The organism is Actinoplanes sp. CA-252034 (assembly GCF_050956125.1).
Lineage (GTDB): Bacteria > Actinomycetota > Actinomycetes > Mycobacteriales > Micromonosporaceae > Actinoplanes.
The window spans coordinates 8,139,148-8,151,750 of sequence record NZ_CP191846.1 but is presented as its reverse complement, the minus strand read 5'-3'; the positions used below and the strand labels follow the sequence as shown (position 1 = coordinate 8,151,750).

Here is a 12,603-nt window from a genome sequence, read left to right as displayed (position 1 = left end):
CGTGGCGGTGGTGCGGCGGCCTCTCCCTGCGCGGGCCCTCTCGGGCCCTCTCGGGCCTGAGGGCGCACCGCCGCACCACACAGTCACGTCAGGAAATCGTCCACCAGTTTGCGGAAGAGTTCGGGCTGTTCGACCCACGGGCGGTGACCGGATTCGGTCATCAGCTCGAAGTGGCTGTCCGGGTGGGCGGCTGCCACCACGCGGGCCGGGGCGGTGCCGATCATGCCGTCCGAGGCGCCCGCCACCACCAGCACCGGGGCGAGCACCGGGCCGGGGCGGGCGTCGCCGGCGTAGAACTCGTCGCGGAACCACGGGAGCCGGTTGGCGTGGCCCGGGACGTATTCGGTGCGGCGCTCCGGTGTCCAGCGGTGCCAGTGGAACGGCACCATGAGAGCCTGCGCGAACGGGCCGCGGGCGGTGGCGGCCTGCTCGTACCAGGGTTCGGCCGAGCGGGACGCGCGGATCCGGGCCACCTCCGCCGGGTCGATGTCGCGGCCTGCCCGGCCGATCGGCGTCACCAGCACCAGGCGGCGGACCCGGTGCGGATGGGTCACGGCGTACTCCTGGGCGGTCAGGGTTCCCGCGGAGTGCGCCAGGACGTCCAGCCGGTCCAGGCTCAGGTGGGTGCGCAGCGCCTCCAGGTCGCGGGCCTGCGCGGTGAACGACACCGTTGAACGGTCCGCCGGAACGTCCGAGCGGCCGCCGGCCCGGGAGTCGGCCAGGATCAGCCGCCGGGTCGCGGACAGGCCACCCAGGTCGCCGAGATAGCGCACGTCCATGCCGGGACCACCGGGCAGCACCACGAGCGGCGGCCCGTCCCCGGCCACGTCATAGAACAGGCGCAGGCCGTCGTGGGCGGGGTAGTACGGCATCCGGAGATCCTGTCACGCGGGCCGCGTACCGCCGAGAGGTCGTGAGGGTGACCCGGATCGCCTGGGCCGCGGCAGGGGAAGGCCGCGACAGGGAGGAGCCGACGGCAGAGCGAGGCTGCGGAAGCGGGATGCCGCGGCAGAGGAAGCCGTGACAGGGGGAGCCCTCGGCAGGGGGAGCCCGCGGCGGAGGAAGCCCGCGGCGGAGGAAGCCCGCGGCTGAGGGAGCCCGCGGCGGAGCGCGGCCGCGGGTGCGGCGGCGGTGGGAGAGGGCCGCGGGGGAGGGCGTGGGATTAGAGGCGGCGGTGTCGGGCAATCTTGGGAGGGTGAACTGGCTCGAATTCTCTCTGCTCCATGTCGACGAGCCCTGCACCGTCCGGGTGGAGGCGCCGGGACGTCGTGCGGTTCCCGTCGGTCCCTGTGTGATCGCGCGGCGGCCGGACGGGTTCACCGTGCTGTGCCCACCGGACACGGTCGCGCCGCCCGGCTCGCGGATCACGCTGCCCGCCGGTGACACCGTCGAAGTGGTGACCACCGTGCATCTGCCCGCGCACGGCACCCGGCTGCCCGAGCATCAGCAGCTGGACGTCGCGGGCAGCAAGGTGGCACAGCGCCCCTGCCGCGCCACGGGCAGACCGGGCTAGCCCCACGGCGCGGGCCATGGGGAGACCGGGCTAGCCCCACGGCGCGGGCCATGGGGAGACCGGGCTAGCCCCACGGCGCGGGCCATGGGGAGACCGGGGCGGCGTCACGGCGCGGGAGACCGGGGCGGCGCGGGCGCACGGGGAGACCGGGGCGGCGTCACGGCCCGCGGCGCGCCGGGCCATGGGGAGACCGAGGTAACACTCAAGATCGGTGGAGTGGCACCGATAGGTCCGGAGTGTGGTCCCGTTCGTTGTTCGCGGAGGCGACCCGCCGCGAACAGGTGGCGTGGTGGGTCCTCGGCGTCCTGACGGGTGTTCAGGTGGTCCTCTACGGGACCGGGCTCGACGACGGCGCCGCGGCGGGGCTGCTGCACAACGTCCTCTACCTGATGCCGGGCCTGCTGGTCGCGGGCGCCGCCGCACGGGCGGCGCGACCGTTCCGTACCGCCTGGGTGTTCCTGGCGGTGGGCCTGTTCGCCTACGCCTGCGGCAACCTCTACTGGTGGACGTTCGTCCGGGATCTCGCCCCGGAGCCGCTGATCACCCCGGCCGACCCGCTCTGGCTGGCGTTCTATCCGTGTGTCGGGATCGCGCTGGTGCTGATGCTGCGGCAACGGCTGCGGCGGGTCAGCGTCCCCGCCTGGCTGGACGGGGTGATCGCGGCCACCGCGGTCGCGTCGCTGGTGTCGGTGCCGGTGCTCGCCGCGGTGGAGCCGGCCCCGCACTCGACTGTGCTCGGGGTCGTGGTGAACGCCGCCTACCCGATCGCCGACATCGCGATCACCGGCTGCCTGCTCGGCGCGTGGGCGCTGAACGGCTGGCGCGCGGACCGGGCGCTCGGGCTGTTCATCGCCGGCATGGCCGTGCTCGCCGGGGCCGACACGGTCAGCATGGTGCTGCTGTGGGAGGGCGTCGACGTTCCGGTCGGTGTCGACATGTCGTGGATCATCGGCCTGATCCTGCTGGCGCTCGCGGCCCGGCAGCCGGCCGTCGCCGAGGCGGGCCGGCCCAGTCTGTGGCTGAGCACCGCGGTTCCGGCCGTTCTGGCGGTCTGCTGCATGGGCCTGCTGCTGTGGGCGGCGCTGACCGCGAGCGCCATCGAGCCGGTCAGCAGCCTGCTCGCCGGGACGGCGGTGACGGCGGCGATCGTACGGATGATGGCCAGCGTCCGCAGCGCGGAGGCGCTCGGCACGGCCCGCCGGCAGGCCCGTACCGACGAGCTGACCGGGCTGGCCAATCGCCGGTTCTTCGTCGAGCGGCTGGAGCAGGACCTGAACGGCGTCGCCCCGGAGCTGGCGGTCGCCTACGTGGATCTGGACCGGTTCAAGGAGGTCAACGACAGTTTCGGCCACGACGTCGGGGACACCCTGCTACGGCTGGTCGGCGCCCGGATGCGCGAGTCGCTGGGTCCGGACGTGCTGCTGGCCCGGCTCGGCGGCGACGAGTTCGGGCTGATCATGCCGGGGACCGGCCGGGCGGAGGCCGCCGAGATCGTGGCCGGGGTGCTGTCGGCGCTGCGGGAGCCGTTCGTGCTGCCGGAGGTGGACCTGCACGTCGACGCGAGCATCGGCATCGCGGTCTGTCCCGACGACGGCGCCGACCGGTCCACGCTGCTGCGCCGCGCTGACGTGGCGATGTACGCGGCGAAGACCGGCCACGGCGGCCCGGTCTTCGCGACCGGCCTCGACGACCACGCCCGGGCCCGGCTCACCATGCTGGAGGAGTTGCGGGCCGGCCTGGACCGCGGCGAGCTGATGCTGCACTACCAGCCGAAGGTGACCGTCGACGGGGCCGCCCGGGTCACCGGCGTGGAGGCGCTGGTCCGCTGGCAGCATCCGGTGCGCGGCCTGGTCTTCCCGGACGCGTTCCTCTACACGGCGGAGAGCGCCGACCTGATGGGCCGGATCACCACGGTGGTGCTGGACCTGGCCTGCCGGCAGAGCCGTGCCTGGCACGATCAGGGGCTGCCGGTGTCGGTGGCGGTGAACCTGTCGGTGTCGAATCTGCGTGACCCGGGATTCCCGGAGCAGGTGGGCGAGCTGCTGCGCCGGTACGGCCTGCCGCCGGCCGCCCTGGAGCTGGAGGTCACCGAGAGTGTCCTGATGACCGACGCCGACAACGCGCTGCAACTGCTGGGCCGGCTGCGGGACATGGGCATCCGGCTGGCCGTCGACGACTACGGCACCGGCTACTCCAGCCTCAGTTACCTGCAGGTGCTGCCGGTCGACGACCTGAAACTGGACCGGGCGTTCGTGAGCCGGTGCGTCGTCGACCCGCGCAGCGCCGCGATCGTGCACAGCACGGTCCAGTTGGCCCATTCGCTGGGCATGCAGATCGTCGCCGAAGGGGTGGAGGACGGGGACGTCTTCGAGCGGCTGCGTGTCTACGGGTGTGACCTCGCCCAGGGGTACGGGATCGCCCGCCCGCAGGACGCCGTGGCGACGACGGCGTGGCTGCTCGAACGGGAGATCGCGCACCCGGCCGCGGTGTGATCAGGTGCCCTGGGATCAGGTGCGCAGCGTGTGGCGCGGGGACCGGCCGTAGATCTTCCGGTAGCCGGCGGCGAACCGGCCGGGTGTGGCGAATCCCCAGCGCGCGGCGATCGCGGCCACCGTGTCACCCTGTTGCGGGTCGCCGTCGCGCAGGTCGCGGTGGGCGCCCTCCATCCGCGCCCGGCGCAGGCTCTGGGTGGGGTGAGGTCACCGTGCCGGGCGAACGCCGCCTGCAGCCCGCGCACCCCGATGCCGGCGGCGGCGGCGATGTCCTCCACGGTGATCGGCTCGGCGGCGTGCGCGTCGATGTAGGCCAGCGCCCGCCGGACCACGGCCGGTGGGACCTGTCCCGGGCCGGCCGTGTAGCCGGCGGTCATGGTGGTGTTGGGGAAGACCGCCACGGCTGCCGCGGCCAGCGTGTCGAGGGCGGTCGCGTAGACCAGCGGGTGGGTGACGGCCGGGTCGGGGCCGGCGAACACGCGGGTCACGTAGCCGACCGTGGCGATCCAGTGGCGGTTCATCCGTGCCGACACCGGGGTGGGCGCGTCGAACCGGAAGTCGACCGGCTCCACGCCCAGACGCTGAGCGGCCCTGGTCACCGCGGCCAGCGGGAACCGAACGGTCTGCAGGTCGATGCCGGACCACGACACGTCCAGGGCCGCGCCCAGCGGCACCAGCAGCGCGTCGCCGGCGGTGAACCGGTGTGACCGGCCGCCGGCGCCCACGCTGTACCAGCCGTCGAACAGCAGGGCCGTGGTCACCGCGCCGAACGGCTCGGCGCGGGTCTCGGCCCTGCCCCGGTAGCTGAGCCGGTTGAGCGCCACGTCGCCGGAAGCGGCGGTCCGCGAGCGGAACAGGAAGTCCGGGCCGGGACGGGCCAGGCGGGGCAGATGGTCGACGTAGACGCTGCTCAGGAACTCGTGGGCCCGGCCGATGTCGGTCGTGCTGAGATCCGACCGGGTTACCGTCACGTTCGTCCTCCCGCTCCGTGCCCGCCGCGCATCCGGTGTGCGCCGAACGCACGAACCGCCACATCGTGCTTGAGTCTGGCCCTCCGGGGCCCGCCCATGGAAGTCATGCACCCACAGGAGCGACTCGCGGCGCTGACCGCTTTCACCGCCCGGGCGCGCCTGAGCGCCGGCCTCCGGGCCGCCATGGCCGAGGCTTCGCGGGAGCGGGCCGCCCACGCGCGCCGGCTGGCCGAGGAGGCCACCGCCCGTCTGAACAACCGCTCCCGCACGGCATCGGATGCGGCCCTCGGCGATCGGGGCTAGGGTCGGTTCATGGGTGTGCGCACCTGGATCGAGGGCTGGCCGGTCTATCGGCAGCTCACCGGCACCGACCCACTGGGCCGGGGCGCGGCCGCGCAGTCGCCGCGCTCGCGGGAGCTGACCGCGCGCACCGGGTCGGCCGACTCGGTGGCCCGGTCGGTGTGCCCGTATTGTGCGGTCGGCTGCGGGCAGCGGATCTTCGTCAAGGACGGCGAGGTCGTCCAGATCGAGGGCGACCCGGACAGCCCGATCTCCCGGGGGCGGCTCTGCCCGAAGGGCTCGGCCAGCAAGAGCCTGGTCACCAGCGACCGGCGGCTGCGCAGCGTGCTCTACCGGCGGCCGTTCGCGACGGACTGGGAGGAGCTCGACCTCGACACGGCGATGAGCATGATCGCCGACCGGGTCGTCGAGGCGCGTGAGCGGACCTGGGAGGACGCCGACGAGGCGGGCCGCCCGCTGAACCGGACGCTGGGCATCGCGAGTCTCGGCGGCGCCACCCTGGACAACGAAGAGAACTATCTGATCAAGAAGTTGTTCACGGCGCTCGGCGCGATCCAGATCGAGAACCAGGCGCGTATTTGACACTCCGCCACCGTTCCCGGTCTGGGAGCCAGCTTCGGCCGTGGCGGGGCCACCGGATTCCTCCAGGATCTGGCTAACGCCGACTGCATCGTCATCCAGGGCTCCAACATGGCGGAGGCCCATCCGGTGGGGTTCCAGTACGTGGTGGAGGCGAAGAACCGCGGCGCCAAGGTGATCCACATCGATCCGCGGTTCACCCGGACCAGCGCGCTCGCGCACACCTACGTGCCGATGCGGGCCGGGGCTGACATCGCGTTCCTGGGCGGGGTGGTCAACTACATCCTCGGCAACGAGAAGGACTTCCGGGAGTACGTGGTCGCGTACACCAACGCGTCGATGATCGTCGGTGCGGGGTTCCGTGACACCGAGGACCTCGACGGGCTGTTCTCCGGCTACGACCCCGAGCTGAACGTCTACGACCAGACGAGCTGGCAGTACGAGGGGCAGGAGGACGAGGGCCAGGAGGAGGGCGAGGCGCACGCCGACCGGGAGACCGCGTCCGGCCTGGAGCAGGAGTCGCACGGCCCGCCGATCCCGGCCGGCGTGCCCCGGGACCCGACGCTGCAGCACCCGCGCTGTGTCTACCAGATCCTGAAACGGCACTACGCCCGCTACACGCCGGAGATGGTCGAGCGCGTGTGCGGCGTACCCCCGGAGAAGTTCCTGGAGGTCTGCGAGGCCTGGACCGCGAACTCGGGCCGGGAGCGGACGACGGCGCTGGTCTACTCGGTGGGCTGGACCCAGCACAGCGTGGGGGTGCAGTACATCCGCACCGGCGCGATCATCCAGCTGTTGCTGGGCAACATGGGCCGGCCCGGCGGTGGGGTGATGGCGCTGCGCGGGCACGCCAGCATCCAGGGGTCGACCGACATCCCGACGCTGTTCAACCTGCTGCCCGGCTATCTGCCGATGCCGCACCACCGGCAGCACGAGACGTTCCGGCAGTGGGTGGACGCCATCCGGCATCCCGAGCAGAAGGGGTTCTGGGCCGACGCCGAGGCGTATGCGGTGAGCCTGCTGAGGGCCTACTTCGGCGACGCCGCCACCGCGGACAACGACTGGGGGTACGGCTGGCTGCCCCGCCTGACCGGCGACCACGGCACCTACCGGCAGGTCCTCGACATGATCGACGGGAAGATCAGGGGCTACTTCCTGCTCGGTCAGAACCCGGCGGTCGGCTCCGCGCACGGCCGGGCCCAGCGGCTCGGCATGGCCAACCTGGACTGGCTGGTGGTGCGTGACCTGTTCGCCATCGAGAGCGCCACGTTCTGGAAGGACGGGCCGGAGGTCGCCACCGGCGAGATCGTCCCCGAGCGGTGCAGCACCGAGGTGTTCCTGATGCCGGCCGCGTCGCACGCCGAGAAGGAGGGCACCTTCACCCAGACGCAGCGGCTGCTGCAGTGGCGGGAGAAGGCCCTCGACCCGCCCGGCGACTGCCGCTCGGAGCTGTGGTTCTTCCACCACCTGGGCCGGCTGGTCCGGGAGCGGCTGGCCGGGTCGACGCTGCCCCGTGACCAGGCGGTCCTGCGCCTGAACTGGCCGGACGAGGAGCCGTCCGGTGAGGACGTGCTGCGCGAGATCAACGGCTACGACGTGGCCACCGGCGCGCCGCTGTCCGGCTTCACCGATCTGAGGGCCGACGGGTCCACCGCCTGCGGGTGCTGGATCTACTCCGGGGTGTTCTCCGGCGGCGTCAACCAGGCCGCCCGCCGCCGGCCCGGCATCGAGCAGGACTGGGTGGCCCGGGAGTGGGGCTGGGCGTGGCCGTCGGACCGGCGCACCCTCTACAACCGCGCCTCGGCCGACCCCGAGGGCCGGCCCTGGTCGGAGCGGAAGAAGTACGTGTGGTGGGACCCGGAGGCGGGCGAGTGGACCGGCTACGACGTGCCCGACTTCGAGAGGACGAAGCCGCCGTCCTACCGGCCGCCCGAGGGCGCGAGCGGGGTCGCGGCGATCGCCGGTGACGACGCGTTCATCATGCAGGGCGACGGGAAGGGCTGGCTGTACGCGCCGAGCGGTCTCATCGACGGCCCGATGCCCACCCACTACGAGCCGGCCGAGTCACCGATCGGCAACCCGCTCTACCGGCAGGGGGCCAACCCCACGCGCAAGCGGTACGACCGGGACGACAACCCGATCAATCCGGCGTCGCCGGTGTTCCCGTACGTGTTCAGCACCAGCCGGCTCACCGAGCACCACACCGCGGGCGGCATGAGCCGGCAGCTGGCGTACCTGTCGGAGTTGCAGCCGGAGATGTTCGTCGAGGTGTCGCCGGCGCTGGCCGCCGAACGCGGCCTGGAGCACCACGGGTGGGCGCACGTGATCACCAGCCGGGCCGCGATCGAGGCGCGGGTGCTGGTCACCGACCGGTTGCGCCCGTTGCGCGTGGACGGCCGGATCATCCACCAGATCTGGATGCCCTACCACTGGGGCAGCTCGGGCCTGGTCACCGGTGACTCGGCCAACGACCTGATCGGCATCGTGCTGGACCCGAACGTGCTGATCCAGGAGAGCAAGGTCGGCACCAGCGACATCCGGCCGGGCCGGCGGCCGACGGGCAAGGACCTTCTCGCGTACGTCGAGGAGTACCGCAGACGGGCGGAGGGCCATGACGGCTGACAACCTGGGTGGCTGGCCCGATCCGCAGCCGCGGATGGGGTTCTTCACCGACACCAGCGTCTGCATCGGCTGCAAGGCGTGCGAGGTGGCGTGCAAGGAGTGGAACGCGGTCCCCGACGACGGGTTCGAGCTGCTGGGCCACTCCTACGACAACACCGGCGGCCTGTCGGCGAACTCGTGGCGGCACGTGGCGTTCATCGAGCAGCCGGTCACCACCGACGTGCTGGCCGAGGTCGAGGCCGGGTCCGGTCCGGGCGACGTGCGCTGGCTGATGATGTCCAACGTGTGCAAGCACTGCACGCAGGCCGGCTGCCTCGACGTGTGCCCGACCGGGTCGCTGTTTCGCACCGAGTTCGGCACCGTCGTGGTGCAGGAGGACATCTGCAACGGCTGCGGCTACTGCATCCCGGCCTGCCCCTACGGCGTCATCGACCAGCGTAGGGACGACGGCCGGGCGTGGAAGTGCACGCTCTGCTACGACCGGGTCGGCGACGGCCTGACCCCCGCCTGCGCCCAGGCGTGCCCCACCGAGTCCATCCAGTTCGGTGAGGTCGGCGAGTTGCGCGAGCGCGCCGCCGCCCGGGTGCGGGCCCTGCACACTCACGGTGTGGGCGAGGCCAGGTTGTACGGCCACGACCCGGACGACGGCGTCGGCGGCAACGGCGCGTTCTTCCTGCTGCTCGACGAGCCCGAGGTGTACGGCCTGCCGCCGGCCCCGGTCGTGCCGACGCGTGACCTGCCGGCCATGTGGCGGCGGGCGGGGCTGGCCGGGCTGGCGATGGCCGCGGCCGTGGTGGTGTCCTTCCTGGGTGGGGGTGGATCGTGAAAGAGCGGGCCATGGTGCCGAAGGCCGACTTCCGCTCGTACTACGGCCGGCCGATCGTGCGGCCCCGGTGTGGCGGCACGACATCGCCGCCTACCTGTTCACCGGCGGTCTGGCCGCCGGATCGGCGCTGCTGGCCGCGGGCGGGGACGCCACCGGGCGGCCCGCCCTGCGCCGGGCCGGGCGCACCACCGCCCTCGGCGCCCTGATCGCCAGCACCTACTTCCTGATCAACGACCTGGGCCGGCCGTCGCGGTTCCACCACATGCTGCGGGTGGCCAAGCCGACCTCGCCGATGTCGGTGGGCACCTGGATCCTCAGCGCGTTCGGTGGTGCCGCCGGGGCGGCCGCGGTCGCCGAGGCCGCCCCGCTGCTGCCCGGCCCGCTGCGCCGCCCGGTGACCGTGCTGGGCACGGTAGGGCAGTACGGCGCGGCCGTCCTGGCGCCCGCGCTGGCCACGTACACGGCCGTGCTGCTCTCCGACACCGCCACGCCGAGCTGGCACGCCGCGTACCCGGACCTGCCGTTGATCTTCGCGGGCAGCGCCCTGGCCAGCGGCGCCGGTGTCGGGCTGATCGCCGCGCCGACCGCGCAGACCGGCCCGGCCCGGCGGATGGCGGTGCTCGGCGCCGCCCTCGAGCTGTACGGCGCCCACCGCATCGAGACGACGAAAGGCCTGCTCAGCGAGCCGTACACCACCGGGCGTGCCGGGCGGCTGCTGCGTGCTGGGCGGGCCCTGACCGCGCTGGGCGTGGCCGGGGCGCTGCTGGGCCGCCGCAGCCGGGCGGTGTCGGCGCTGTCCGGGGTGTCCCTGCTGGCGGCCGCCTTGGCCACCCGTTTCGGCGTCTTCGACGGCGGGGTCGCCTCGGCGAAGGACCCGCGCTACACGGTCGTGCCGCAGCGGGAGGGCCGGTCAGCCTGACGGCCGGCGGTCCGGGAGGCAGACCTTGAACGTGGTGGTCCCGTCCGCCGACTCGTCGAGGGTGAGTGTCCCCCGTGCTGTTCGACGACCGCCCGGGCCAGGCTCAGGCCCAGCCCGCTGCCGGGCACACCCCGGCGGCGTGCGTCGGCGCCACGGTAGAACAGGTCGAACAGCAGGTCGCGTTCCTCGTCACGGACCGGCTGTCCCTGATTGGACACCGACAGCACCGTGGTGTGCCGGTCGGCCGACAGCCTCACGTCGACGCCCGAGCCGTCCGCCGCCCAGGTCCGCGCGTTCGCGAGCAGCTCCTCCACCGCCTGCCGGAGCCGGGCCGGGTCACCGTCGATCGGCATCGTGGCGGGCGTGTCGATGCGTATCCGGTGATCGCTGCCCGCTGCCGCGTCCCGGACGATCGCGGCCAGGTCGGCGGGCTGGATGCTCATGTCCAGGCGCCCGGACCGCAGCGCGGCGACGTCGAGCAGTTTCAGCACGACGGCGCGCAGTCCGGCCGCGTTGCGTTCGATGGCGGTGAGCATGTGCCGCTGGTCGTCGGTCAGGCCGGGCTCGTCCAGCAGCAGATCGGTGTACGACTGGATGGTGGTCAGCGGGGTGCGCAGCTCGTGCCCGGCCAGCGCGATGTACTGGTCGTGGGCGCGGTCCAGCTCGGTGGTGAGCCGTTCGGCGCGGAGGCGGGCCAGGAACAGCCCCACGGCGGGGGCGAGCCCGCCGACCAGGCCGGCGCTGACATCCTCCGGGATGTCGGCCGCCGCGGTCCGGCAGACCAGCACGCCCAGCACCTCCGGCCCGCTGGGCAGTGGCACCGCCAGCGCCGACGGCTCCACGATCGGGCGCCGTCGCTCGCAGGCCAGCGTCGCCAGCTCCAGCCCCGACACGGCACCGTCCACCGGATCGGCCCATCGGGCGGTCAGGCGCGGCAATCCCGCCGTGTCGTCGCAGGTCCACAACTCGACCTGGTCCCAGCCGATCAGCGTGCCGATCAACCGGACCGCCTCGCCCAGCACCTGCTCGTCGGTTCCCCCGGCGGCCACCACCTTCGCGACCGCCAGTTCGCACTCGTGCAGCCGGGCCGCCCGCCGGGCTTCGGTGACCTCGTGGATCGCCACGACGGCGGCCACTGCGGACAGCCCGTCGACGGGGCGGCTGTGCACGCGGAACACCCGGCGGGCCCGGTCCGGCGTGCGACGGATCACCTCCGCGTCGCGAACCGGTTCGCCGCGCAGTGCCCGCAGCAGCGGCAGGTCGTCGCCGATCGGCCGGCCGTCCGGGTGGTGCAGGTGCAGGTGCGCACCCCACTGGGCGGCCGGCATCTCGGCGATCCGCTCGCCGATCAGCGTCCGGGCGGCGTCGTTGAACAGCACCGGCATCCCGTTCGCGTCGCTGCCGACCACGGCCACGTCGAGGCTGTCGACGACGGCTTCCAGGACCTCCTGGCGTTCCTGCAGGCGCAGCCGCGCGTACGTCTCGGCCTGGATCCGCTCGTCTCCGGCCTGGCCGGCCCGCACCCACTCCGTCACGTCCTCGACCCGGTGGATGATCCAGCGCAGTCGCCCGTCCGCACCGAGGACCGGCACGTTCACCGGCGACCACCAGCGGTGGTCGAAGCCGCCGTGGGGCTGAGGGACGTCGTATCTGAGGATCTCCATGATGTCGGCGACGAGTTCGGTGCGGACCCGCTGCAGGGAGGCGCCGAGCGTCGCCACGCCGTTGGCGGCCGGGTTCTGCGGGTTGTCCGGGAACGCGTCGAACATCGGCCGGCCCACCAGTGCCTCGCGTGTGCTCATGGCGCCCGTCACGAAGGCGTCGTTGGCCTCGACGATGACCAGGTCGGGGTCGAGAACGAGGAGTGCGACCGGTGCGCCCGCGAACAGCCTCCGATAGTCGAGTTTTTCCGACATATCGCCCATATCGTCACCTTAGTCGGTCGGTCGATGACCCGAGCCCGTTACGGGCAGACCGACGGCTCCTGCCCGTGGGTGTGCCCACTGTTGAGCACCTTCTCCACGCACACCGACAACTCCCGCGGCAGGAACGGCTTGAACAGCACCGCCGTCGCCTGCGCCAGGCCCGGCCGGGAGTCGCCCGGCGCCAGGCTGCCGCTGACGAACACCACCGGCAGGTCCCGCGTCGCCGGCTCCGCCCGCAGCGCCCGCGACAGCTCCACCCCCGACATCCGCGGCATGTCGATGTCACTCACCAGGATGTCCGGCCGCTGCTCGCGGACCGCCTCCAACGCTTGCGCGCCGTCATCCGTCTCCACCACGGTGTGACCAGCACGCCGCAGCACCCGCGTCATCACCTCACGGATGTCCCCGTCGTCCTCGGCCACCACGATGAGCGCCATCGCACCGTCCAGTTCCTCG

The 12,603-nt window shown here is 72.9% G+C and carries 9 protein-coding genes and 1 pseudogene; 6 read left to right on the top strand and 4 right to left on the bottom strand.

The features are described 5' to 3' along the window. Positions 1 to 83: 83 nt before the first annotated feature. Positions 84 to 872 carry an alpha/beta fold hydrolase gene (locus tag ACQPZW_RS36955; RefSeq protein WP_433790641.1) on the bottom strand — a complete coding sequence of 263 codons (789 nt, stop codon included), beginning with the start codon at positions 870 to 872 and terminating at the stop codon, positions 84 to 86. A 323-nt stretch (positions 873 to 1,195) separates the two neighbouring features. Between ACQPZW_RS36955 and ACQPZW_RS36950 the strand changes: the two genes are divergently transcribed. Then, positions 1,196 to 1,513: a hypothetical protein gene (locus tag ACQPZW_RS36950; protein ID WP_433790640.1), complete on the top strand. Its 318-nt coding sequence runs from the start codon at positions 1,196 to 1,198 to the stop codon at positions 1,511 to 1,513. A gap of 251 nt (positions 1,514 to 1,764) precedes the next feature. Then, complete coding sequence (locus ACQPZW_RS36945; protein WP_433790639.1) at positions 1,765 to 4,005, top strand: putative bifunctional diguanylate cyclase/phosphodiesterase; 2,241 nt, start codon at positions 1,765 to 1,767, stop codon at positions 4,003 to 4,005. On the opposite strand, the gene ACQPZW_RS36940 is transcribed toward ACQPZW_RS36945, so the two are convergent. Continuing rightward, the gene (locus ACQPZW_RS36940) at positions 3,897 to 4,976 is read right to left on the bottom strand and encodes a hypothetical protein (protein WP_433790638.1); all 1,080 of its coding nucleotides are present in this window, start codon (positions 4,974 to 4,976) and stop codon (positions 3,897 to 3,899) included. The two genes, ACQPZW_RS36945 and ACQPZW_RS36940, sit on opposite strands and share 109 nt — an antisense overlap. Positions 4,977 to 5,081: 105 nt before the next feature. Between ACQPZW_RS36940 and ACQPZW_RS36935 the strand changes: the two genes are divergently transcribed. From ACQPZW_RS36935 to nrfD, 4 genes and pseudogenes are all read left to right on the top strand, one after another. Next, positions 5,082 to 5,279, top strand: coding sequence for a hypothetical protein (locus tag ACQPZW_RS36935; RefSeq protein WP_433790637.1), 198 nt, complete (start codon positions 5,082 to 5,084; stop codon positions 5,277 to 5,279). A gap of 9 nt (positions 5,280 to 5,288) precedes the next feature. Continuing rightward, positions 5,289 to 8,477, top strand: coding sequence for a formate dehydrogenase (fdh, locus tag ACQPZW_RS36930; RefSeq protein WP_433790636.1), 3,189 nt, complete (start codon positions 5,289 to 5,291; stop codon positions 8,475 to 8,477). Next, a complete protein-coding gene (locus ACQPZW_RS36925) occupies positions 8,467 to 9,303 on the top strand; it encodes a 4Fe-4S dicluster domain-containing protein (protein WP_433790635.1) in 837 nt (278 codons plus the stop codon). The genes fdh and ACQPZW_RS36925 overlap by 11 nt, the downstream gene beginning before the upstream one ends. A gap of 11 nt (positions 9,304 to 9,314) precedes the next feature. Further along, a pseudogene (nrfD, locus tag ACQPZW_RS36920) lies at positions 9,315 to 10,222 on the top strand (NrfD/PsrC family molybdoenzyme membrane anchor subunit). Here nrfD and ACQPZW_RS36915 read toward each other — a convergent pair. Beyond that, positions 10,183 to 12,147: a PAS domain-containing sensor histidine kinase gene (locus ACQPZW_RS36915; RefSeq protein ID WP_433790634.1), complete on the bottom strand. Its 1,965-nt coding sequence runs from the start codon at positions 12,145 to 12,147 to the stop codon at positions 10,183 to 10,185. The pseudogene nrfD and the gene ACQPZW_RS36915 overlap by 40 nt on opposite strands. A 38-nt stretch (positions 12,148 to 12,185) precedes the next feature. Next, a complete protein-coding gene (locus ACQPZW_RS36910; RefSeq protein WP_433790633.1) occupies positions 12,186 to 12,584 on the bottom strand; it encodes a response regulator in 399 nt (132 codons plus the stop codon). Positions 12,585 to 12,603: the final 19 nt, after the last annotated feature.

Coding starts and splice junctions, on each gene's coding strand:
- ACQPZW_RS36955 (WP_433790641.1), bottom strand. CDS start 872: ATGCCGTACTACCCCGCCCACGACGGCCTGCGCCTGTTCTATGACGTG.
- ACQPZW_RS36935 (WP_433790637.1), top strand. CDS start 5,082: ATGCACCCACAGGAGCGACTCGCGGCGCTGACCGCTTTCACCGCCCGG.
- ACQPZW_RS36925 (WP_433790635.1), top strand. CDS start 8,467: ATGACGGCTGACAACCTGGGTGGCTGGCCCGATCCGCAGCCGCGGATG.
- ACQPZW_RS36915 (WP_433790634.1), bottom strand. CDS start 12,147: ATGGGCGATATGTCGGAAAAACTCGACTATCGGAGGCTGTTCGCGGGC.
- ACQPZW_RS36910 (WP_433790633.1), bottom strand. CDS start 12,584: ATGGCGCTCATCGTGGTGGCCGAGGACGACGGGGACATCCGTGAGGTG.